The following is a 21901-nucleotide window of genomic DNA, read 5'->3' on the forward strand; positions in this document are numbered from 1 at the left end:
AGTTTTTAGGGTACATCCCTTTAATAACATACAAAGTCTGGTGGCGATAGCGGAGAGGTCACACCTGTTCCCATGCCGAACACAGTAGTTAAGCTCTCCAGCGCCCATGGTAGTTGGGGCTCGCGCCCCTGCAAGAGTAGGACGTTGCCAGGCAGTTGAAAAAGCTTTTTAGTCGTATGACTAAAAAGCTTTTTATTTTAAGGAAGAAAGTACATAACCATTGGTATCATAATTTTAATAAACAAGTAAGTAAGAAAAGGTTGATTAAAAAACAAGAATAGCTATTCAGATGGAGTTGCCATTTTGAAAGATAACTAATGCAAGTCTAACCACTAAGGCTGACCGTTTTAATTTCCAAGAGGCATGCTCTTTTAACTAACTTTTACAGGAGTAGTTCACTCCTGTAAAGTGGATCTTTAGATCATGCTAACGCTAAAAGAAGTCGAAACGGTCAGCCTTCACTATATCTTTTTCTACAACGAATAACAGATAAAGCATATCGGTTTTAATGATGGACCGGCGGGTTTGCCGGTTTTTCTTATATAGCAAAAACTGTCCTAGCTTAAATGAAAAGGTGCAGTTAAATATAATTCAACTTACCAAGAAAAAAAGAACGAAAACTGTCATAAATCATCCTTTGACTTTCATACGCAATTGTATCATTATAGAGTCAGACTTCCATTACTACCAAGAGGAGGTGAATACAGATGGCTATAGAAATAATTGGTGAATTAATTAGTGATTTGCACCCAATGTATATTTACTTATCATTTTACATTACGCTGATTGGTTCCTATGGGCTGCTTCACATCACCCATTACCAGCTTAAAAGCCATGAAAAAATAATCAATAATAATTACTACTCCATTCAACTACAACTACAACAAAAAGCATTGATTATCGGGCAATGGATAGATATCCTAAGTTGGCTCACCAACAAAATAAAGCGTAAAGAAAGTCCAGATGATGATGAAGATAATCATTCCTTCTCGTTCGTTCAAACTATTTCATTAAAACGAGGAGGACAAACATGCAATCTGTATTCACATTCATTAAAAATTATCGATTTATCGGACTGGCTCTATTAACGGTAGTCCTTTTATCTGGCTGTCAAGCTGCGGCATCAGGTGAGCCAATCGACCCTGAAACTGCTGGCTTTTTTGATAAATATTTTGTTTTAACATTTTCTAACATCATTAAAGGGGTAGCTTCTGTACTAGGTGGTAGCTATGGATTTTCCATTATAGTTGTAACATTAATCGTTCGTTTAGCATTGATGCCACTTATGCTCAAGCAATCAAAGAATAGTTATCAAATGCGTGACAAGATGGCCGTTATAAAACCTGAAATGCAGTCCATTCAGGCAAAATATAAAGGAAAAAAAGACGCAGAATCGCAAAAGAAAATGCAGCAGGAAACGATGGCATTATATCAGAAGCACAATTTTAATCCAATCGCTTCAATAGGATGTCTACCTATGATTATTCAATTCCCAATTTTAATTGGCTTTTATTATGCGATTCGGACAACGCAAGAAATTGCAGAACATAGCTTTCTTTGGTTTAATCTGGGACAAAGCGATTTAATTATGCCTTTTGTAGCAGCAGCGATTTACTACATTCAATTCCGTGTAACTCAAATTGGTATGGAACCAAATCAGAAGCAACAAATGGCTATCATGGGATTAATTTCTCCAATCATGATTGGAGTAGTGTCTTTTAGTGCGCCAGCAGCATTACCACTTTATTGGGCAGTAGGTGGATTATTCTTAGTAGCACAACAGTTACTATCGAAGAAATTATATATGCCAACATCAAGCGCAAACGTAACAGTAAATGCTAGTAACCAACATTAAGTAAACTTGCCGATTGGTGAGCGCTTTGATGATAAAAGGAAAAATCCAGACTATTTACTAAAAGTATAGTCTGGATTTTCACATGATTAACTTAGGGTTTCCCAAGCGGCATGCATTCCTGCCACTCTACCGGTAACCATAGCTGAAGTGATATTATAACCACCTGTATAACCATGAATATCTAAAACTTCCCCACAAAAGTATAGGCCATGCATTAACTTAGATTGCATGGTGCTTGGTACAATTTCTTTAATGGAGACACCTCCACCTGTAACGAAAGCTTTTTTTAATGGAAGACTTTCATGGACCTGAAAAGGGAAGCCTTTAAGGTCATTAATGAATCCTTCAAGCTTTTCACGGGAAATATTAGCACACTTTATAGTTGTTGAAATACCGTTTCGCTCTAATAAAAAATCCAAATATCTTTCAGGAACTAATCCTTTGGCAACATTTTTGAATGTCTTTTTGGAATGTTGATCTATCATGGTTGAAAGCTCAGAGAAAAGCTCGTGTACAGGTTTGTCAGGAATGGCGTCAATTTGTACTTCAACATGTTTTAGACCTTTCATGAGCAATTTAACAATATATTGAGAGCATCTTAATACCGCAGGACCGGAAATACCGAAATGCGTAAAAAGCATATCCATTTGATGTGTGATAACTTTCTTACCTTTTTCATCAAAAACCGATAATGCAATATCGCGTAAAGCAGTACCTTGCAATTTCTTGCTGCGAATAAAATCTTCATTAGAAACGATCGGTACCTCTGTTGGATATAGTTCTGTAATTGTATGTCCTGCCTTTTTCGCCCATGGATAAGCGTCACCAGTTGATCCTGTATGGGGAACCGCCTTTCCTCCAGCAGCAATAACAACTGCCTTCGATTCTATATTATCCTGATTATCTAATATGATTTGATGTGTACGTTCTCTGTAATCAATCGCTTTTACGACCGTATTTTTCTTTACAGTGACATGCAATTCATCCAATCGCTGAAGTAATGCATTGACAACATCATTTGCTTTATTACTAACAGGGAACATTCTGCCGTGATCTTCTTCCTTCAGCGCAACGCCTAGCCCTTCAAAAAAATCAATAATGTCATAGTTATCAAAAATAGAAAAAGCACTATAGAGAAAACGACCATTTCCAGGAATATGTTTAATCACTTCATCAGCTGGTAATCGGTTCGTTACGTTACATCTTCCTCCACCAGATATCGCTAGTTTTTTTCCAAGTTTATTTCCTTTATCAATTAGCATGGTTTTGGCTCCTTGCTCTGCTGCAGCAATTGCCGCCATCAGTCCAGCTGGCCCACCACCAATAATCGTTACATCCATCATCTTAATCCTTCTTCCTTCCGTTCATATCTCATTGTAGTAAAATTTTTATCTCGGTGCTAATTGTCTGTAAAAACTTCAAGTAGCACAAGGAAACTAAGTAGGGTCAAAAGCTAACACCCTGATATGTTTCGCTATGGATCACTTTATCGTAGTTCGACGAGATTCACAAATTATCTGTCGAAATCAATAACAATCTGTGGACTGCTATGTTAAAATATTAACGTTACATAATTTAATGAATAAAGGTGAAAGTATGTCAAGTTCAAACTTTTTACGTGGTACACTATTGCTTACGGGAGCAAGTTTTTTATCTAAATTTTTAGGGATGATTTATGTTATTCCTTTTACTAATATGGTTGGAGAAACTGGAATGACACTTTATGGATTCGCATATATTCCATATACTATATTGCTCAGTATATCGACAGTAGGTGTACCGTTAGCAGTTTCCAAATTTGTTGCAAGATATAACACACTAAATGATTATTATACAAGTATGAGAATGTTGAAAATAGGTAGCATCTTAATGCTAATAACTGGCTTCATATCCTTTTTAATCATGTATTTTGGTGCTGATTTGATAGCCAATTGGACTTTAGATAAAGACAGTGAAGATATAACATTGCATGAAGTGAAATCTGTTATTCAAATGGTTAGCTTTGCTTTAATTATTATTCCTAGTATGGCTATTATGAGAGGATTTTTTCAAGGAAACCAATCAATGGGGCCTACGGCAGTATCTCAAGTAATCGAACAAATTATCAGAATTATGTTTTTACTTGTTTCTGTTTTTGTAGTTTTAAAAATTGTAGGTGGAACGAAAGTGACTGCAATTGGTTTCGCAGCATTTTCTGCTTTTGTTGGGGGGATCGCATCTTGGATTGTGCTAGCTTTTTACTGGAAAAAACGGAAAAAGTATCTGGACAGAGCGATTGAGAATCAAAATGAAAAAGTGACTATTCCTGTAAGAGATTTATTAAAAGAATTATTTCGCTATTCAGGTCCATTTGTACTTGTTGGAATAGCCATTCCCTTGTATCAACTTATCGATCAATTTACGTTCGATCATGCCATGTCTGCAATTAGTAAAGGCGATATCGCAAAAGTAGCTTTTTCTGCTTTTAGTGTGCAGGGGCATAAATTAGTAATCATACCTGTTACCATTGCGACAGGGTTATCACTTGCTTTAATACCGGAAATCACCCATGCTTTTAATGCTAAAAAGATAGAGAAATTAAATGCACAAATTAATCAAGCTTTACAAATTATTATGTTTTTTGTTTTACCAGCAGTATTTGGCTTAATATTACTAGCCGATCCGATTTATGGTGGCTTATTTGGATTAGATAACCTAAATATAACTGGTGAAGTGTTTGCATGGTATGCACCAGTTGCGTTAACTTTTGCTTTCTTTACAGTTACGTCATATATTTTGCAAGGTATTGAAAAACAGAAGTTTACATTAATAAGCTTATCTGCAGGTATACTGACCAAAATATTATTAAATTCAGTACTTATTCAAATGTTAGAAGCAAAAGGGGCTATTATTGCAACTCTTGTAGCAACTTTCATTGCAGTAATTCTTAACTTGTGGCAAATAAAAAAAGCCATCAACTTTAGTTACCGTAGATTTTATAAATTATCGCTATTAATGCTGATTTTTACAAGTATAATGGTTATTGTTTTGTTAGTAGTGAAATACGTATTTGGCTTGTTCTTAGATGTTCATGAAAATCGAATCCATGCTGTACTAATGATGCTGATTGGTGTCACTGCTGGAGGTTCCGTTTATCTATATTTAGGTTATGCATCAACTTTATTTGAAAGGATCACAGGAAGAAGAATTGCTATTTTAGATCGATTAATCAGAAGGTAGAAAGGAGGAAACCATTATTCGTTTAGATAAATTTTTAGCAAATAGGGGTTATGGTAGTCGCAAAGATGTCAAAACGTTAGTAAAAAAGAAGAGAATAACTGTTAATAATCAACTGATCCGTAAAGCAGATATTCAGATCGATCCGAACAAAGACCAAGTAAAGTGTGATGAAACAGTCATTCAGTATCAAGAATATATCTATTTAATGCTGCATAAACCAGCAGGATATTTGTCTGCAACAGAAGATCAAAGGCAAAAAACGGTTCTTGATTTGATAAAAAAACAGGATAAAGTGTTAGCCCCTTTTCCTGTTGGACGTTTGGATAAAGATACGGAAGGCTTATTATTATTAACAAATGATGGTCAGTTGGCACATGAGCTGCTATCACCAAAAAAACATGTAGATAAAACCTATATAGCAAGGTTAGCGAAAACGATTAGTGATCAAGACGTTAAACAATTTGCTGAAGGTGTTATGTTAGAGGATGGTTATGTCACTAGACCTGCGAGATTAAAAGCTATCAAAGATAAAATGGTGGAAATTACGATTACAGAGGGGAAATTTCATCAAATCAAGCGAATGTTTGAAGCATTAGATAATAGTGTGTTGTATTTGAAGCGATTGTCAATGGGTAGCTTATATTTAGATGAGAAATTAAAACTTGGAGAATACCGGGAGTTAACAACAGAAGAGGTGGATCAATTAAGCAGCAAATAAAATACCAGTATTAGACCAATACTGGTTGAGAATATATTCAAATAAATTATATTAGGAGATTTTTACTTTTTTATTTGTGATTTTCCAACGTCCCCGATTTGGACTATTAACAAGCCCATTATATGCTAGCAAATGTAAATCTCGTTGTACGGTGCGATCAGTAATGCCAAACTCTTCTGCTATTTGGCTCGTGGTGACCGGTCCATTCTCTCTAATAAATAGGTAGACAGCCTTCACACGAGTTAGCATGCGGGTGGTTGATTGACTCAAAAAATCACTCCTTCAAAGTTTTCAAGTTAAACCTTGTTAAAGTATATTCATGATGTACTTTCTATTTTACACTTAATTTAATGGATTTTCTACAGATAACTTTTAATTTACAGATAATTAAAAAAATCGAGGTGAATATCTGATGCACATACTTAAACAATTAATGAAAAAAGTTATCCATATTCCAAATTATATGCTGTTTATAACCAGTATTCTGTTAGTTCTACTTTCATCTATATTAATCGTGTTCATTGAGAGAGATTCCTTTCCAACCATTTTTGATGGTTTCTGGTGGGTGATGACCACCGTAACAACAGTCGGATATGGTGATCTCTATCCGGAAACGGTTGGAGGCAGATGGCTAGCATTATTTCTTTATGTCTTTGGTATTGGTCTTATTGGTGTAGTAATAGGAAAAATAATAGATAGTCTGGCGATTTACCGTAAAAAAAGACAGGAAGGTGATATTGTGTATAAAGGAAAAGGACATTATATTATTATCGGGTGGTCTCAAAAGGCGAAGTTTGCTATTAAGGAAATGCTTGCAACCCATCAAGATATAGAAATTATTATTATCGACCAATTAGAGAAAGCACCAATGCTAGATACAAACATTTATTACATAAAAGGAAACCCATCTGAGAAGGAGCCATTAGAGAAGGCGAATATTAAAGAAGCAAAATCAGTATTAATCTTTGCGGATGATAAGATTATGGAAGGTCAATTAGCTGATGGTAAAACATTATTAATAGCTTCTACTATTGAATCAATGGCACCAGAAGTACATACAATCGTCGAAGTTATGGAAGAAAACCATATTAAGAATTTTAAATATATGCAAATTGACGAATTTATTATATCAAATGAAACCATTTCTTCTTTATTTGTGCGATCAGCATTTCGAAATGGGATGTCTAATATTTTTGGACAATTGCTTCGGAGATCACAAGGTGATGACTTATTTTATGTCCCTGTCAAATCGTCATGGCATACATACAAAGATGCTTTCGATGATTTATTGAGTCAAGGAGCAACACTTGTTGCAGATCGTGACCACTTAAATATCAATCGAATGCTGAATGAGAGGTTACCTGATAACGCTGAATTGTTTGTTATATGTGATAAACCAACCTATCAGAAAATAATAAGAGGGTAATAAGATGAATACTACAAGACATTACTTTATTGCGGTTGAAATCGACCATGAGATAAAAAAATGGCTTTTTCAGAATCAACAAAAGCTAAAGGATGACTTTCACTATAAAAATTGGGTGGATCAGAACGATTTTCATATTACTTTACATTTTTTCGGTGCAATTGACAGAACGAAACTAAATCGGGTAGCTGATCAATTGCAACGGTTGGACAATCAAGCTTTTACAGTGGAAATTGGTGGACTTTCTACCTTTGGATCAGCAAATAAGCCACGTGTATTATGGATAGAGGTGGAAAAACACCCTGACTTAGTACAATTACATCATGATATACAACAAATAGTCGGGAAGTATGTAACGATAGATAAACGACCTTTTACTCCCCATATAACACTTGCAAAAAAATGGGCAAGTGAACAACAATTACAGAATAAAGCCATTCTTAACCAACCGACTGGTGAAAAACATCTACACATCAATAAGGTAGTTATATATGAAATACACCCAGAAAAAAAGCAAAAATATCAAATTTGGCAGCAGATTGAACTGAAATGAGGTGACACAGTGGCTCAGTTAATTAAATTGGAAAATTACATTTCGCGTTATCAACGGGATATTTTTCATTACCCTAGTCAATTTTCGCGATTAAAAAAGGAAAACTGGGAACGTTTAAAATATTTATGGGAAGATCAGAAGCAACTAACACTAGAAGTCGAAAATGAAGAAGAGTTAAAAGAATCTAATTTTTCGAAATGGCGTTCTTTCTTCAAGAGTCGATCTGAAGCAGAGGATATCGATATGGAAGAAGATACAGATGACATCGATTTTTTACCAGCCTCAAAGGAAGAGCTAAAACACTATTTCTTAGATACATTAATTCCATTTCAACTTAAATGGGCTTCGACAACAATTAATGAAATGTCTTTTATAAATCGCTCATATTATCAGGATTTTTTATTGAGATACTTTTTACAACGCATACCTGATACGCATTTACTCATGTATTTCCCCATTTTTCAATTGAAAAATGGACCAATGGAAGGGGATATAGTATTAATTAGCCCTTTAGAAATTGAAATTATCACACTACTTGAAAAGCCAAGGAATCAGACAATTATTCCAAATGATTCAAGGTTGTGGTTTATAGAAGAAAACAATATACAAAGTAAATTTCTAAGTCCATTAATAAGTACGAAGCGGACAGAAACTATTATTCAAAGTATCTTAAAAAAATACCAACTAGATTTTCCAATTAAAAAAGTAGTGTTATCTCGAACAAATGTGATCGATTATCAATTAGAACCATATCATACCAAATTCATTGATCGTGATCACCATGAGGAATGGCTCAAACAGAAACAGCAATTATTTACACCATTAAAGCATCAACAGCTAAAAGTAGCTGATATATTATTAAAACATTGTGAGTCGATTGCTGTAAAAAGACCAGAATGGGAACAAGATGAGACGTCAGATTCTTTTTCGAAATGACATAAAAAGATATATTTTTTGTCGAAAATTAAATTTTCTCTTGAAATTATACCTGATTTTGCGTTAATCTATTATTACTATTCCCTTTTTAAAGATAAAGAGGTTAAGAGACTATTAAGAGGAATTGAGGGTGACAAGCTGTGGAACATATTCTAGGTGAAGATTGGACGATTATCCCTGCTGGTGGATCAACCGGTGCGGCTTATTATGCCCAATCGAATCAGAAAAAGCTATTTTTAAAACGAAATTCATCTCCATTTTTGGCTGTATTATCTGCACAAGGTATTGTGCCAAAACTTGTTTGGACAAAGCGCCTTGAGAACGGTGATGTAGTAACAGCTCAACAATGGCTGGATGGCAAAGCCTTAAATATTGAAGAAATGCAGCACCCTAAAGTAGCAAAATTATTAAGTAAAATCCATCATTCCTCTGAATTATTAGATATGTTGTTACGGATAGAAAAAACTACTATCATACCAGATCAAATGTTAGTAAGAGTGAAGCAATTTGTACAAGGTAACAAATTTGCACGTCATTCACTTACGATCTATAAGGCGATTAAATATTTGGAAGAGCGGTTATTGGATGTTTATTATGATCAGCAAGTGGTGTGCCATTGTGATTTAAATCATCACAATTGGATGTTATCTAAAAATGGAGAATTATATTTAATTGATTGGGATAATGCGCGTGTCGGAGATCCAGCTATGGATATAGGAAGAATTCTTCAATCCTATATACCAAAACAGGAATGGGACCAGTGGTTAGAACACTATGGCATGGAAAATAGCCGGTATTTAATGCAACGTATGCACTGGTATTTACTAGTTGAAGAAATTATTGGTTATGTATGGTCAGAAAATCGACATAGAATAAAAGAAGCCGATACTCATTTAAATGAGTTGAATCAGCTTCTTCATCAAATTAATGATTGGAGTCTTTGATCACTTGTAACCATTGCTGAATGTCTGCTTGGTGTTGATTGATATGATCATCTAAGTTGTTAGAAATCGCACCAGAAGTCCCATAATGGTCGATCACATCTATAATTTGGGATAAATCGCTATTTTGAATAGATGGTTGTTGTTGAAGAGATCTGATTAATCTTGATATTTGTTCGCATTCTGAGGCGCTGCCACAACATTCTTCAGCATGTAGACTTAAAAGATCATGCAGTAAATCTAGTTGGTTATTTACATTTAATGTCATAACTTATCTCCCACCTTTATGAGTAGCATGTTCTAAAAAAGAAAATAGTATACAGAAATTCAAAGTAGAAGGCTTTTGCTAAATAATTGGCAAAAGCCGATTTAGTGTATGATTAAAGTGACAAAATGGCAAAATGAAACTTAAAAGATACGCTTGTGTCACGGTGCTAATCGTCTCAAATTTGATCAAATCAAAGAAGAAATGTAAGGTTCACGACGTTTCGCTAACCATTAGTATCACCATTGATAAAGACTTACTGTATAAAGGAGCTAAATTTCATGAGAGCAAGACATAAACCATGGGCAGATGATTACTTGAAAGAAAATCACGATCTTGTAGAATTAAACCCCTCTGAATATAAAGGTAAATGGCGACAGCAGGTTAGTGAAGGTAAACCATTGCACCTTGAAATCGGTACTGGGAAAGGTCAATTTATTGAAGGGATGGCGGCACAATATCCGGAAATTCATTTTATTGGAATCGAAGTTGTCAAAAGCATTATTGTGTCTGCAGTGGAAAAAGTGAAAGATGCCGATCGCGCAAATGTCACATTAATAAATGAAAATGCCCAGGACTTATCGGATTTATTTGAAGATAATGAAATAGATCAAATTTACCTTAACTTTTCGGATCCATGGCCAAAAAACAGACACGAAAAAAGAAGACTAACTTATCACACCTTTTTAGAACAATATCAAAGAATTTTGAAACCGAATGGAGAATTAGTATTAAAGACGGATAATAGAGGATTGTTTGAATATTCCTTAGTTAGCTTTTCACAATTTGGCTGTTCATTGGAAGAAGTCACATTAGATTTACATCGATTAGAAGACTCAACAAATGTGATGACTGAATATGAAGAAAAATTCTCAGCGAAAGGACAACCTATTTATCGCAGTCGAGTGCAATTCCCTAAATAAAAATAGGCAGACCACCCCGCCAAACTGCGAACTAGTTGAGCGGACATTGAGTACGTTATTTGACGGAATAACACCCGTTTTTCGGGTTTGGCGGACATTGAATCCCTTAATTGGTTCATTTTGACTTCAATTAGCACTATTTTCGATGAATAGCGGAATAGATGTCCGCGACCACACTAAAAACGGCACTTTTGTTACAAATAGCGGAACAAATGTCCGCGCTCAGCCCAGATTTACCTGGAAATCCACGTTACTGCTCAATTTGTGTTTATTGTTCATCATTTTATCCTTTTCTCACCTAAAAAACCGAGCTCTTTTGCTCGGTTTTTGATAGACATTATTTAGTAGCAGTATGGACTTGCTCTGGATGTTGTGGAAAGATATCAATTACAGTTCCAGTGTATGCATCTACATAAAATTCATATGGTACATATTCACTATCGATATGCTTAGTAATGCCACCGTGATACACTTCGTACTCAAGACCATTTTTTTGTAATGGCTCCGACTTCATATAGATCCACGAACCACTAACTTCGTATTTCTTTTGAAAATAATCTTTTACGGCTTTCAATGCTTTTTCTGGTTTTATCCGTTGTTTCTCACTCTGTTGTTGTCTCAGAAAATATCCCAACATAAAAGCAAAGCCTGCAATAATAATCGTATTCTTCTTATTCATCGTTTCACCCCATCCATTTAATTAAGTTAAATGACGAAACATACATCTTCATCTTAAGGATAATAATAGAAAAAAAGCAAGTAAAAAGCTATCTAAGCCTTATTTTCTTTTAAATGTATAATGCTTTTCGTATAATAATTAATAATGATATAGTGTATGAAAGAAAGGATGACGATAAATGAATAACGAAACATTAGAGCTTTTTCGAACGTTAACAGAACTTCCGGGTGCTCCAGGTAATGAGCATGCAGTTAGAAAGTTTATGAAACAGGAATTAACGAAATATGCTGATGACATCATTCAAGACAGGCTAGGTGGAGTTTTTGGTGTAAAAAAAGGACAAGGTCCAAAAGTTCTTGTAGCAGGTCATATGGATGAAGTAGCATTTATGGTGACACAGATAACAGATAATGGTATGATTCGTTTTCAGCCATTAGGTGGATGGTGGTCACAAGTGCTACTATCCCAACGAGTGGAAATACATACAGAAGATAAAAAGGTCATTGGAGTTGTTGGCTCCATTCCACCGCATAACCTTACACAAGCTGAGCGCTCCAAGCCAATGCAACAGAAGAATATGCTGATTGATATTGGGGCAGATAATAAAGAAGACGCAGAGAAAATCGGGATAAAACCTGGTCAATCTATTATCCCTGTTTCCGAGTTTACGCCAATGGCTAATGAGAAGAAAATTCTAGCGAAAGCTTGGGATAATCGTTATGGGTGTGGTTTAGCGATAGAATTGTTAAAGGAATTGCAGGGTGAAACCGTACCTAACCAACTTTATTCTGGTGCTACTGTTCAAGAAGAAGTAGGTCTTCGTGGCGCGAAAGTAGCAGCCAATATGATTAAGCCGGATATTTTCTATGCATTAGATGCTTCACCTGCTAATGATATGTCAGGAGATGATAAAGAATTTGGTCAGCTAGGTCAAGGGGCACTCTTGCGCATTTTTGACCGATCGATGATTACACACCATGGAGTGAGAGACTTTGTCTTAGATACAGCAGAAAGTAACAATATACCGTATCAATATTTTATTTCTCAAGGTGGAACCGACGCTGGCAGTGTTCATTTATCGAACCAGGGGGTTCCTTCAGCTGTTATTGGTATTTGCTCTCGCTATATTCATACACATGCATCCATTATTCACGTTGACGATTATCAAGCAGCCAAAGAATTGTTAATTAAACTGGTAAAACAAACTGATCAAAATACAGTAGATACAATTATAGGATAATGGGTGACTATTCATCATGAACATTGTAGTAGGATCACATAATAAAGCAAAAGTTGCTGCAGTACAGCGTATATTCACTACAGCAACTATTAGAAGGGCTGATGTTGCCTCGGAAGTAAATGCGCAACCGAAATCGGATAAGGAGACAATGCAAGGAGCAATCAATAGAGCAAAAGCAAGTAAACAAATAGAAGAAGATTGCTATGGTATCGGTCTTGAAGGCGGAATTATGCAAATCGATAATCAATGGTTTTTGTGTAATTGGGGAGCTCTAGTTACACCATCTGACCATTTGTATATTGCAAGTGGTGCTAGAATTCCCTTACCAGATGAAATTGCTCAACCTTTATTTAATGGACGAGAATTAGGCGATATTATGAAAGGATGGACCAATATACCTGATATTCGCCATCATCAAGGTGCTATTGGCATTTTTACAGATTCACATGTATCACGTGAGGATATGTTTACACATGTTGTAAAGCTTCTGGCAGGACAAGCGCAATACCATCGCAACAGTAAATAAATGGCATGAATTTTCTCTTGTGAAATAATTAAAAAATAGTATGATAGTAAAAGGGGGAAAATAGGACTAAAATATCAGGAGGATTTATATGAAAATGGAGAAAACTGGTTTGGTAGTTGTTTCCTTTTTAATCTTTTTTTTAATAGGAATGAGTTTTTGGATGATCAAACCAACTGAGGAAGTCTTATCAGAAGCTGTTGAAGTAGCAGAGCAACAATTCCAACAAAGTGCAAAAGACCAAAATCAACAAGTAGATCACTTTTCATTATATGTACCAGAAGAATTTGAGGTAGAAGAACAAACAGTTAATAATTTGTTACTGACCAAAGAAGAACAAACATTTATTTTATTTTATAATGCCTTAGAGTCGCAAACGAGTAGGTTAAATTATGAAGCAGCAAAGGAAGAACAGGACCATGAGTGGTTAGTTTCCTTTGAAGATCAGGATCGTTTTGGTTATATTAATATAGTGGAGCATGAAGAGCAATTTGAAGTACAATTAGGGGTTGGTGGTGTGAAGGTTACGACTATCAGTGAGAAAAGTGAACTAGAGCAAGATGTTAAGGATATGATGGATATCGCCAACTCTATAGCATATGAAGAGACAGGAGCATCGTAATATGAGAACTTTACAATCAGAACAAGAATTTGAGCAATTGCAGAACGAAGAAAAAGTAATCTTTTTATTTTCAGCCGATTGGTGTCCGGACTGTCGAGTTATTGAGCCTATTTTGCCTGAAATAGAAGAGAAATATCAAGACTATTTATTTGTATATGTTGACAGAGATCAATTTATTGATATATGTGCAAACAATGATATTTTCGGAATTCCAAGCTTTTTAGCTTATGATCATGGAAAAGAACTAGACCGTTTCGTGAGTAAAGATAGAAAAACGAAAGAAGAAATCGAAAATTTTATTGATAAATTAGCTTAAATCATTTGTAAAGAATCTATCTATTCAGGTAGGTTCTTTTTGCTATAGTTGAATTAACATGACTGCTTAGGTTAGACCTAGGTCGAACATTGAATCTGTTATTTGTGCGTTTTTAAGGCGCACGCGTACATCTATTCTGCTATTTATCAAAATAGTGATCAATTAAGCCAAAATGAATCGAATAACAGCTTACCCAACACCAAATAACGTACTGAGCAGACGGGGTATTTTCCATTTCCATAAAAAAGTGTTACAATACCACTTAGTGTTTTCTTCCGCAAAAGGAGGATGAAGATAATGAAAATAACTTCAATAAAAATGAAAAGAAAACTAGATGAATTATTCCAGCGTGATGAATGGCGAGTCTCTTTTAATCGTGATAAAGACGTTTATCGTGTTGAGTGGAAGGACACCAAACAAGGTGTTTCGATAAATATTCCTAATGTGATTGCAAAATATGAACGAAGAGGCGACGTAGCACTGGAGGAATTACAATTCCATGTGAGCGAGTCGCTAAAAATGATGCATGAAGAACACCAGCTTGAAGGACAGGAAAAGCAAATTTACCCTGTTATTCGTGCAACATCATTCCCAAAGAAAACGAAGGCTGGAACACCTTTAGTATATTCCGAACATACAGCAGAGACGAATATCTATTATGCGTTAGATTTAGGAACGACTTATCAGTTAATTGATGAAAAGATGTTAACAGAACAAGGCTGGTCATATGAAAGGTTAAAAGAAATTTCCATGTTTAATATTCGTTCTTTATCTGTTTCACCGAAAAAAGATACGGTGGCAGACAATGACTTTTATTTTATCGCGACACAGGACGGATATGATGCCAGTCGCATATTAAACGAGGCTTTCTTAGAAGAAATGAAAGCTAACGCGCTTGGAGAGGTAGTTGTGGCTGTTCCTCATCAAGACGTATTGATTGTAGCAGATATTAAAAATGAAACAGGATATGATATTGTTGCACAGATGACGATGAAATTTTTTGCTGAAGGACGAGTGCCGATTACTTCATTACCATTTATCTATGAAGATAAGCATTTGGAACCAGTATTCATCTTAGCAAAAAATAAACCAAAAGAATGAGAGAGGAATAAGAAGCGATGTTTGTTTACTATAATCAAAAAGGTATTGGAGATGTACTACTTTTTCCCGTCAAAAATAGTGAGAAAGTAACATTTGAATCATTTGGAGATGTTGTCAAGATTATCGATGAAAAAACAAATGAAGTTGTAGGATATAATATTTTCCGTGCTTCGAACTATTTCACTGATTTAGCAGATGGCAAAATGAAATTAACGGAAGAACTTCTTGCAGAAATGAAAAAAGCATTCGAACAAAATAATCTGACAGATCCATTAGAGTTAGATTTGTCGCCTAAATTTGTTGTCGGTTATGTAAGTGAGATCAAACCTCATGAAAATGCGGACAAATTACGTGTCTGTCAAGTTGATGTTGGCAATGATCAATTACAAATTGTCTGTGGAGCACCGAATGTAGACCAGGGGCAAAAAGTAGTTGTAGCAAAAGTAGGGGCTATTATGCCAAGCGGAATGGAAATTAAGCCGACTAAACTAAGAGGTGTAGACTCTCATGGTATGATATGTTCACAGAAAGAATTAGGTTTGCCAAATGCACCACAAGAAAAAGGCATTTATGTATTGTCAGCTGATAAAGAAGTAGGTAATGAGTTTCAATTTTAGAACCTTTGTCTCCGGACAAGGGTTCTTTACATGTTTTACCGTAATTTTTCAAAAAATAGAACTATTACAAGGAGCCTTTTCATGATAAAATAGGGAAAGAGTTCTCGATTGTAAAATCGTACATAAATTAGGAAGAGAGCGTGAATCGTACGATGTGGAAAAATATTAAAAAAAGATGGGAACACTTATTTGAAGAGAACGAGCCAGAATTAACGAGTGAAAAAAAACCGTTACAATATAAAACGATAGAAACGAAAATGGCATATAGATATCCAAAAAGTCATACAGCTGACACCATTTTAAAAAGAAAAACTGTACATAAAGAACATCATTCGTTAGATCAACAACAGGAAGAATATGCAGAGCGCCAAGAGAAGCAACAGCCTTTTAGAGCACAGGATGTACCATCACCTGTACATGGTTTTCGAAACCGTTCTAAAATAGTTGTAGAAGCCGATAAATCGTTGTTGGATAGTTACGACGAACCGGCAGTGGAAAATCAAACTGTCGATTCAAAAAGTGAAATGATCGAGGATGAACCGATTGTAGAAAGTGAATCCCGATCACCGTCAACTTCATCTGTTATCGAAGAGAAAAAGCAGCACGAAAATAAAATAAAACCTAGTAAAACAGTTGAGATATCGAAAGTAATGGAAACCAGGAAGAAAGATAATAATGAACGTAAAGCTAATGTTAAGCCGATAAATGTGATGATGACACCTCGGGATAAATGGAAACATCAAAATCAACGGAAAAATCCAGCACAACCAAAAACGGCTAATCATCACTCCACTTCAGGACATGTTCAAATACAAAAATCGGTGCCTATTCACTTGCTCAATGATGTGGAGCAAACCGAGCTACAACATGATGATTGGGTTAATGAACAAGCAGAAAAATTACAAACAACGTTACGATACTTTAATATAAAAGCTAAAGTCGTTGATAAAACACAGGGACCGTCTGTGACCCGTTTTGAAATTCAACCAGAACCGGGTGTGAAAGTAAGTAAGATTAAGAATTTAAGTGATGATATCAAATTGAATTTAGCGGCAAAAGATATTCGGATTGAAGCACCTATTCCAGGGAAAAACACCATTGGAATTGAAGTGCCTAACTTGAATCCTGAGCCGGTCTTTTTGCAAAAAATGTTAGAGAGTAACACATTTCAAGAAAGTACATCACCGTTAACTGTTGGACTTGGCTCTGATATTGAAGGACAATCTGTTGTCACAGATTTGAAAAAAATGCCGCACGGACTTATTGCTGGTGCAACTGGCTCAGGTAAAAGTGTATGTATTAATACCATCTTAATTAGCTTGTTATATAAAGCAAATCACGAAGAAGTGAAATTTTTGTTAATTGATCCGAAAATGGTTGAGTTAACACCTTATAATGATATCCCACACTTGGTAGCGCCTGTGATAACGGATGTAAAGGCCGCAACCTCTTCATTAAAATGGGCTGTTCAAGAAATGGAGGACAGATATGCCAAGTTTGTTGAGGAAGGTGCGCGGGATATCAATCGCTATAATGAGAAGATGAAACAACAAAATCGTCCAGAAGATCACATGCCCTATATAGTGATCGTGATTGATGAGTTGGCAGACTTAATGATGACCTCACCACAAGATGTGGAAGATGCGATTTGTCGGATTGCTCAAAAGGCAAGAGCATGTGGTATTCATCTACTTATAGCTACACAAAGACCATCTGTAGATGTCATTACAGGATTAATAAAAGCTAACATTCCTAGTAGAATAGCATTTAGTGTATCTTCACAAGTGGATTCCAGGACGATTTTAGATACAAATGGTGCGGAGAAATTATTAGGTAAGGGCGATATGTTATTTGTCGAGAACGGATCCGGGGAAACAAAGAGGATACAAGGAGCATTTGTGTCTGATGATGAAATAGAACGAATTACTAACTATGTCAAGCAAATAGCAAGCCCAAACTATTTATTTGAGCAAGAGCAACTAATCCAGCAAGTTTCCTCTAGTGAAGATACAGATGAACTCTATCATGAAGCGGTTGATTTTGTCCTCGATTATAATGGAGCTAGTGCTTCTTTATTACAACGTCGATTTAAGATTGGCTATAACCGTGCCGCAAGACTAATTGATATGATGGAGGATAATGGTATTATTTCTGGACAGAATGGAAGTAAACAACGAGAAATTTTAGTATCTCGTCACGATGTCATAAACAATAATTAATTTGTATTAAAAATGTTTATCATGGTGCTAAACGTATGTATAGCTCCCAATTCATGCTTCAATTAACACAAGGAAGCAAGTGTGGGGGATAACAGCCCAAGTACTCTGATAAGTTTCGCTAATGATTAGTACACACAGAGGTCATAGTTCACTTTATCGAATAGTTCAAAATGATTAATGAACATTCAACATCAATTCGGTATATAATGGCAGAAAGTGAGACTTTCATCAGTGAGGCTTTTTCACTCATCACTGATGATCAGCGCCGTGATAAAATACTTTTTCGAGTAATAAATATGCATAAAGACTTGACACAAATGGAGATTTATTAGAAGATAATTTCTTGTGTTATATAAATTCTAAAAGATGATTAGAAAAATAATCATGATGAGACGGGTTAATTTTATCATTGATTTTGGAGGTTCTGTTTTATGAAGATTTACCATTTTATTGGTATTAAAGGGACAGGAATGAGCGCCCTGGCACAAATCCTTGCAGACTCTGGTGAGCAAGTTCAGGGTTCTGATATTGAAAAATATATATTTACACAAGATGCTTTAGAAGATAAGAACATACCAATATTACCTTTTTCAGAAAATAATATTAAAGAAGGTTTAACGATTATAGCAGGAAATGCCTTTAAAGATGATCATGAGGAAATCAAGAAAGCAAAGGAATTAGGCCTTCCATTCTATCGATATCACGAGTTCTTAGGTGAATGGATTAACCAATATACAAGTATTGCAGTTACCGGTGCACATGGAAAAACATCTACAACCGGCTTACTTGCTCATGTTCTGGATAAAGCTTGTCCAATTTCCTATCTCATTGGAGACGGAACCGGAAAAGGTGCAGAAGACAGTGAGTATTATGTATTTGAAGCATGTGAATACCGACGTCATTTCTTAGCGTATAAGCCAGATTATGCAATTATGACAAATATTGATTTTGATCATCCGGATTATTTTAAGGATATTGATGATGTGTTTGAATCTTTCCAACAAATGGCTGATAACGTAAAGAAGGGTATTGTTGCTTGTGGGGATGATGAGTATTTACAGGCAATCCAAGCAAAAGTACCTGTGCTTTATTATGGTCTAAATGACACGAATGATTTTTGTGCTAAAAATATTCAAGTAGATGAAGTAGGTACGACGTTTGATGTTTTTGTGCGTAATAACTATTATGACACGTTCCAAATTAATGCATATGGAAACCATAATATATTGAATGCGTTAGCTGTAATTACCATTTGTCATTATGAAGATTTCACAGCGTCTCAAATTAAAGAGATTGTATCATTTAAAGGGGTAAAAAGACGGTTTTCAGAGAAGCAATTTGGAAATCAGATTTTAATTGATGATTATGCTCATCATCCAAAAGAGGTAGAGGCCACGATTGAGGCAGCTCGCAAAAAATATTCTGAAAAGGAAATTGTTGCGATATTTCAGCCTCATACGTATTCCAGAACGAAAACCTTTATGAAGGAATTCAGTGAAGCTTTATCACAAGCGGATGCTGTATACTTATGCGATATCTTCGGGTCTGCAAGAGAATCCCAAGCAAACTTGTCTATTAATGATTTGAAACAGTTAATTGACCAGAGTGAATTATTGGAATTAGATAATATTCACCTTTTAGAAAACCACCAAGATAGTGTGTTAGTCTTTATGGGTGCAGGAGATATTCAGAAATACCAGGAAGCATATGAAAAAAGTATAAAATAAGAAGGATTCGACCATCTTTTGTCTATTTCGATAGAAAATGTGTAAAAAGAGAAGGGAGGATACCTTCTTTTTTTCATGGAAATTATAAAAGTTGACCATGTGGATCAATATGGGCGTGTTGAGCCTCGTCCGCGAAGTCCTCAGAAACTAGGCGACTTCACGAATCGCCTTACGATAAAGAAGACTTGCCGATTGGTAATGAGAGGCTTAGTTGCATAGGTGAAAGTGGCTATTCAGATGGAATTGTCATTTTGAAAGTTAAACCCTACGCAAAGGGAAGTGGGCAGCCGGAGTGGTGGTCAAACAGTCATATATTTCATAATGGCTACTAGAAGAATCGCAGATCTACTTAGCAGGTAGTGATAAGAACTGAGCGGGTTTACCCAGCTTTTCTTATTTAAACTTGACTTTTTCCAACCATTGTTTTCCTTATTACGTGCAATTTAATATTATCTTGTTTAGAATAGCAAATAAAGGGTATACCATAATTATTAGGTTAATTAGTAATACATAACGAAGGAGTGAAGGTTCGAATGGAAATTCTCTTATACCTTGCAGCCATTATCGCAGCAGTTGCTTTTGCCATTTTAGTTATCTACTTAGTAAAAGTCTTAAAAGAAACGAAACGAACTATGTCACATGTGGCAGATACACTAGAAGGTTTAGAAAAACAAATGGAGGGTATTACAGTAGAGACAACGGCTTTATTAAATAAAACTAATAAATTAGCCGAGGATATCAATGAAAAAACAACAAAACTAAACACATTAGTAGATGGTGTAAAAAATATTGGGGATAGTGTCAAAGACTTTACCCAATCCATTCGTAACGTATCACAATCTGTAAATCGTATTGCAGATGAGAATAAGGAAACAACGGCAGAAGCCATTAAATGGAGCACTGTTGTAATGGAATTGTTTAAAAGAAATAGAAATAAATAATATCATATAGGAGGAATGAGAAATGACGAATCAAAATCAAAACCAGAAAGAAGAAAACCAAAACATTAACAGCAAAGACTTTTTAATAGGATCACTAATTGGTGGAATTGTTGGGGCATCATTAGCATTAATTTTTGCTCCAAAGTCAGGTAGAGAATTAAGAAGCGATCTTAACCAAGGAGCACACTATGTAAAAGATCGCGCTAATGAATGGAAAGATGTCGCTTATGAAAAAGGAAGTGAATGGAGAGACTATGCCAAAGAACAGTCTCAACAACTAAGTCAGACGGTTTCGGAGAGATCACAAGATCTAACTAGTAAGTTGAAGGAAACAAAAGATACGATACAAGAAAAAATATCTAAAAATGAAGATCCGGAAAAAGCTGCAGAAGAAGTAGCACAAGCCATTGAAGAAGCAGCAAAGGCTGTAGAAGAAGAAAATGATACAAATCCATCATAAACTGTCCTAAAGAGCTGCTTAATAACGTACAAACCCGTTTCAGTATTATCCATGAAACGGGTTTAAATTTGGGACAAGTTTTATCACGATACTAATCGTCTGTAAGCGACCGACTTCAAGCTTCAAGTAACACGAGGATAACAGGGGCTAACAACCTGATAAGTTGTTAATGATCAATGGGCGTTAAACACTCTCTCTGATCATAGTCTCACTTTATAAGATGCTAACCATCAGTGTGGATTAAAAATTCCCTACTGATGGGACTTTTACTTTATCATCAGTAAGGATGTGGTAAAAATGGAAATAATAAATATCGATTCGGTAGAACAATTTAAGCAGATTGTTGAGGAGAATCAGGAATTTACTTTGTTGAAGAATAGTTTAACTTGTCCGATAAGCTCGGCTGCCAATCAAGAATATGAAAAGTTTAGTGAAAAGTCTGATTGTCCGCTATTTCGATTACATGTCCAGCATGCAAGAGAGCTATCTAACTACATAGCTGATACGTATCAGATAAAGCATGAATCACCACAAGTAATAAAAATAGTGGATGGGGAGCCCGCTTGGAATACAAGTCATTCAGATATTAGCGTAAGCAGCTTAGAAAGTAATTGTTAACG

Annotated in this window: 24 protein-coding genes, 1 rRNA gene and 1 pseudogene; 22 read left to right on the forward strand and 4 right to left on the reverse strand. The window is 35.5% G+C overall.

Translation table 11 applies throughout. The annotated features are described in order from the left end of the window. Positions 1–36: 36 nt before the first annotated feature. The 3 genes from rrf to yidC all read left to right on the forward strand — a co-directional run bounded on the left by rrf (position 37) and on the right by yidC (position 1855). Positions 37–153: ribosomal RNA gene (gene rrf, locus J5J03_RS01845) — 5S ribosomal RNA — on the forward strand. A gap of 554 nt (positions 154–707) precedes the next feature. Next, positions 708–1088, forward strand: coding sequence for a hypothetical protein (locus J5J03_RS01850; RefSeq protein ID WP_208585823.1), 381 nt, complete (start codon positions 708–710; stop codon positions 1086–1088). Beyond that, positions 1031–1855, forward strand: a complete 825-nt coding sequence (gene yidC / locus J5J03_RS01855; protein ID WP_208585824.1) for a membrane protein insertase YidC — start codon at positions 1031–1033, stop codon at positions 1853–1855. Before J5J03_RS01850 ends, yidC begins: the two co-directional genes overlap by 58 nt. 86 nt (positions 1856–1941) lie before the next feature. On the opposite strand, the gene J5J03_RS01860 is transcribed toward yidC, so the two are convergent. Next, positions 1942–3195, reverse strand: coding sequence for a BaiN/RdsA family NAD(P)/FAD-dependent oxidoreductase (locus tag J5J03_RS01860; RefSeq protein WP_231710564.1), 1254 nt, complete (start codon positions 3193–3195; stop codon positions 1942–1944). 256 nt (positions 3196–3451) lie between these two features. Between J5J03_RS01860 and J5J03_RS01865 the strand changes: the two genes are divergently transcribed. The 3 genes and pseudogenes from J5J03_RS01865 to J5J03_RS01870 all read left to right on the forward strand — a co-directional run bounded on the left by J5J03_RS01865 (position 3452) and on the right by J5J03_RS01870 (position 5792). Then, positions 3452–5074: a putative polysaccharide biosynthesis protein gene (locus tag J5J03_RS01865; protein ID WP_208585826.1), complete on the forward strand. Its 1623-nt coding sequence runs from the start codon at positions 3452–3454 to the stop codon at positions 5072–5074. Between the two features lie 16 nt (positions 5075–5090). Next, positions 5091–5210 (forward strand): annotated as a pseudogene (locus J5J03_RS22315) (S4 domain-containing protein); the annotation flags it as partial. A 69-nt stretch (positions 5211–5279) separates the two neighbouring features. Continuing rightward, a complete protein-coding gene (locus tag J5J03_RS01870; RefSeq protein ID WP_407927789.1) occupies positions 5280–5792 on the forward strand; it encodes a 16S rRNA pseudouridine(516) synthase in 513 nt (170 codons plus the stop codon). 51 nt (positions 5793–5843) lie between these two features. Here J5J03_RS01870 and J5J03_RS01875 read toward each other — a convergent pair whose 3' ends face one another. Continuing rightward, positions 5844–6062, reverse strand: a complete 219-nt coding sequence (locus J5J03_RS01875; protein WP_018933617.1) for an HTH domain-containing protein — start codon at positions 6060–6062, stop codon at positions 5844–5846. A gap of 142 nt (positions 6063–6204) precedes the next feature. Between J5J03_RS01875 and J5J03_RS01880 the strand changes: the two genes are divergently transcribed. From J5J03_RS01880 to J5J03_RS01895, 4 genes are all read left to right on the forward strand, one after another. After that, positions 6205–7218, forward strand: coding sequence for a potassium channel family protein (locus tag J5J03_RS01880; RefSeq protein ID WP_208585827.1), 1014 nt, complete (start codon positions 6205–6207; stop codon positions 7216–7218). 4 nt (positions 7219–7222) lie between these two features. Then, entirely contained in the window at positions 7223–7771 is a 549-nt protein-coding gene (gene thpR, locus J5J03_RS01885) for an RNA 2',3'-cyclic phosphodiesterase (protein WP_208585828.1), read from the forward strand. Between the two features lie 9 nt (positions 7772–7780). Then, positions 7781–8707: an NERD domain-containing protein gene (locus J5J03_RS01890; RefSeq protein ID WP_208585829.1), complete on the forward strand. Its 927-nt coding sequence runs from the start codon at positions 7781–7783 to the stop codon at positions 8705–8707. A gap of 140 nt (positions 8708–8847) precedes the next feature. Continuing rightward, positions 8848–9651 carry a phosphotransferase gene (locus J5J03_RS01895; RefSeq protein ID WP_208585830.1) on the forward strand — a complete coding sequence of 268 codons (804 nt, stop codon included), beginning with the start codon at positions 8848–8850 and terminating at the stop codon, positions 9649–9651. Here J5J03_RS01895 and J5J03_RS01900 read toward each other — a convergent pair. Next, entirely contained in the window at positions 9632–9916 is a 285-nt protein-coding gene (locus J5J03_RS01900; RefSeq protein ID WP_208585831.1) for a YtzH-like family protein, read from the reverse strand. The genes J5J03_RS01895 and J5J03_RS01900 overlap by 20 nt on opposite strands. Before the next feature lie 278 nt (positions 9917–10194). On the opposite strand from J5J03_RS01900, the gene trmB reads away from it, so the two are divergent. After that, a complete protein-coding gene (trmB, locus tag J5J03_RS01905) occupies positions 10195–10836 on the forward strand; it encodes a tRNA (guanosine(46)-N7)-methyltransferase TrmB (protein ID WP_208585832.1) in 642 nt (213 codons plus the stop codon). Positions 10837–11173: 337 nt separating this feature from the next. Here the strand turns inward: trmB and J5J03_RS01910 are convergent, their stop codons facing one another. Next, positions 11174–11515 carry a PepSY domain-containing protein gene (locus tag J5J03_RS01910; protein WP_208585833.1) on the reverse strand — a complete coding sequence of 114 codons (342 nt, stop codon included), beginning with the start codon at positions 11513–11515 and terminating at the stop codon, positions 11174–11176. Positions 11516–11693: 178 nt separating this feature from the next. Here J5J03_RS01910 and J5J03_RS01915 point away from each other — a divergent pair, with 178 nt between their 5' ends. The 11 genes from J5J03_RS01915 to ytxJ all read left to right on the forward strand — a co-directional run bounded on the left by J5J03_RS01915 (position 11694) and on the right by ytxJ (position 21899). Beyond that, positions 11694–12755, forward strand: a complete 1062-nt coding sequence (locus J5J03_RS01915) for a M42 family metallopeptidase (protein WP_208585834.1) — start codon at positions 11694–11696, stop codon at positions 12753–12755. A gap of 16 nt (positions 12756–12771) precedes the next feature. Then, positions 12772–13281, forward strand: a complete 510-nt coding sequence (locus J5J03_RS01920) for a DUF84 family protein (protein ID WP_208585835.1) — start codon at positions 12772–12774, stop codon at positions 13279–13281. Between the two features lie 88 nt (positions 13282–13369). After that, positions 13370–13900 carry a hypothetical protein gene (locus J5J03_RS01925; RefSeq protein WP_208585836.1) on the forward strand — a complete coding sequence of 177 codons (531 nt, stop codon included), beginning with the start codon at positions 13370–13372 and terminating at the stop codon, positions 13898–13900. 1 nt (position 13901) lies between these two features. Next, positions 13902–14216, forward strand: coding sequence for a thioredoxin family protein (locus J5J03_RS01930; protein WP_208585837.1), 315 nt, complete (start codon positions 13902–13904; stop codon positions 14214–14216). Positions 14217–14513: 297 nt separating this feature from the next. After that, positions 14514–15317 carry a DUF1444 domain-containing protein gene (locus J5J03_RS01935; protein ID WP_208585838.1) on the forward strand — a complete coding sequence of 268 codons (804 nt, stop codon included), beginning with the start codon at positions 14514–14516 and terminating at the stop codon, positions 15315–15317. A 17-nt stretch (positions 15318–15334) separates the two neighbouring features. Continuing rightward, the gene (gene ytpR / locus J5J03_RS01940; protein ID WP_208585839.1) at positions 15335–15934 is read left to right on the forward strand and encodes a YtpR family tRNA-binding protein; all 600 of its coding nucleotides are present in this window, start codon (positions 15335–15337) and stop codon (positions 15932–15934) included. Positions 15935–16086: 152 nt separating this feature from the next. Next, positions 16087–18153, forward strand: a complete 2067-nt coding sequence (locus J5J03_RS01945) for a DNA translocase FtsK (protein ID WP_208585886.1) — start codon at positions 16087–16089, stop codon at positions 18151–18153. A 431-nt stretch (positions 18154–18584) separates the two neighbouring features. Beyond that, positions 18585–19880 carry a UDP-N-acetylmuramate--L-alanine ligase gene (gene murC / locus J5J03_RS01950; protein WP_208585840.1) on the forward strand — a complete coding sequence of 432 codons (1296 nt, stop codon included), beginning with the start codon at positions 18585–18587 and terminating at the stop codon, positions 19878–19880. A 533-nt stretch (positions 19881–20413) separates the two neighbouring features. Continuing rightward, complete coding sequence (locus J5J03_RS01955) at positions 20414–20821, forward strand: DUF948 domain-containing protein (protein ID WP_208585841.1); 408 nt, start codon at positions 20414–20416, stop codon at positions 20819–20821. A 22-nt stretch (positions 20822–20843) separates the two neighbouring features. After that, positions 20844–21281: a YtxH domain-containing protein gene (locus tag J5J03_RS01960; protein ID WP_208585842.1), complete on the forward strand. Its 438-nt coding sequence runs from the start codon at positions 20844–20846 to the stop codon at positions 21279–21281. Between the two features lie 297 nt (positions 21282–21578). Continuing rightward, a complete protein-coding gene (gene ytxJ, locus J5J03_RS01965; RefSeq protein WP_208585843.1) occupies positions 21579–21899 on the forward strand; it encodes a bacillithiol system redox-active protein YtxJ in 321 nt (106 codons plus the stop codon). Positions 21900–21901: the final 2 nt, after the last annotated feature.

The sequence above is a fragment of the Gracilibacillus suaedae genome, from assembly GCF_017599345.1.
Taxonomy (GTDB): domain Bacteria; phylum Bacillota; class Bacilli; order Bacillales; family Amphibacillaceae; genus Gracilibacillus; species Gracilibacillus suaedae.

Coding starts and splice junctions, on each gene's coding strand:
- J5J03_RS01850 (WP_208585823.1), top strand. CDS start 708: ATGGCTATAGAAATAATTGGTGAATTAATTAGTGATTTGCACCCAATG.
- yidC (WP_208585824.1), top strand. CDS start 1,031: ATGCAATCTGTATTCACATTCATTAAAAATTATCGATTTATCGGACTG.
- J5J03_RS01860 (WP_231710564.1), bottom strand. CDS start 3,195: ATGGATGTAACGATTATTGGTGGTGGGCCAGCTGGACTGATGGCGGCA.
- J5J03_RS01865 (WP_208585826.1), top strand. CDS start 3,452: ATGTCAAGTTCAAACTTTTTACGTGGTACACTATTGCTTACGGGAGCA.
- J5J03_RS01870 (WP_407927789.1), top strand. CDS start 5,280: ATGCTGCATAAACCAGCAGGATATTTGTCTGCAACAGAAGATCAAAGG.
- J5J03_RS01880 (WP_208585827.1), top strand. CDS start 6,205: ATGCACATACTTAAACAATTAATGAAAAAAGTTATCCATATTCCAAAT.
- thpR (WP_208585828.1), top strand. CDS start 7,223: ATGAATACTACAAGACATTACTTTATTGCGGTTGAAATCGACCATGAG.
- J5J03_RS01900 (WP_208585831.1), bottom strand. CDS start 9,916: ATGACATTAAATGTAAATAACCAACTAGATTTACTGCATGATCTTTTA.
- trmB (WP_208585832.1), top strand. CDS start 10,195: ATGAGAGCAAGACATAAACCATGGGCAGATGATTACTTGAAAGAAAAT.
- J5J03_RS01910 (WP_208585833.1), bottom strand. CDS start 11,515: ATGAATAAGAAGAATACGATTATTATTGCAGGCTTTGCTTTTATGTTG.
- J5J03_RS01915 (WP_208585834.1), top strand. CDS start 11,694: ATGAATAACGAAACATTAGAGCTTTTTCGAACGTTAACAGAACTTCCG.
- J5J03_RS01920 (WP_208585835.1), top strand. CDS start 12,772: ATGAACATTGTAGTAGGATCACATAATAAAGCAAAAGTTGCTGCAGTA.
- J5J03_RS01925 (WP_208585836.1), top strand. CDS start 13,370: ATGAAAATGGAGAAAACTGGTTTGGTAGTTGTTTCCTTTTTAATCTTT.
- J5J03_RS01930 (WP_208585837.1), top strand. CDS start 13,902: ATGAGAACTTTACAATCAGAACAAGAATTTGAGCAATTGCAGAACGAA.
- J5J03_RS01935 (WP_208585838.1), top strand. CDS start 14,514: ATGAAAATAACTTCAATAAAAATGAAAAGAAAACTAGATGAATTATTC.
- ytpR (WP_208585839.1), top strand. CDS start 15,335: ATGTTTGTTTACTATAATCAAAAAGGTATTGGAGATGTACTACTTTTT.
- J5J03_RS01945 (WP_208585886.1), top strand. CDS start 16,087: ATGTGGAAAAATATTAAAAAAAGATGGGAACACTTATTTGAAGAGAAC.
- murC (WP_208585840.1), top strand. CDS start 18,585: ATGAAGATTTACCATTTTATTGGTATTAAAGGGACAGGAATGAGCGCC.
- J5J03_RS01955 (WP_208585841.1), top strand. CDS start 20,414: ATGGAAATTCTCTTATACCTTGCAGCCATTATCGCAGCAGTTGCTTTT.
- J5J03_RS01960 (WP_208585842.1), top strand. CDS start 20,844: ATGACGAATCAAAATCAAAACCAGAAAGAAGAAAACCAAAACATTAAC.
- ytxJ (WP_208585843.1), top strand. CDS start 21,579: ATGGAAATAATAAATATCGATTCGGTAGAACAATTTAAGCAGATTGTT.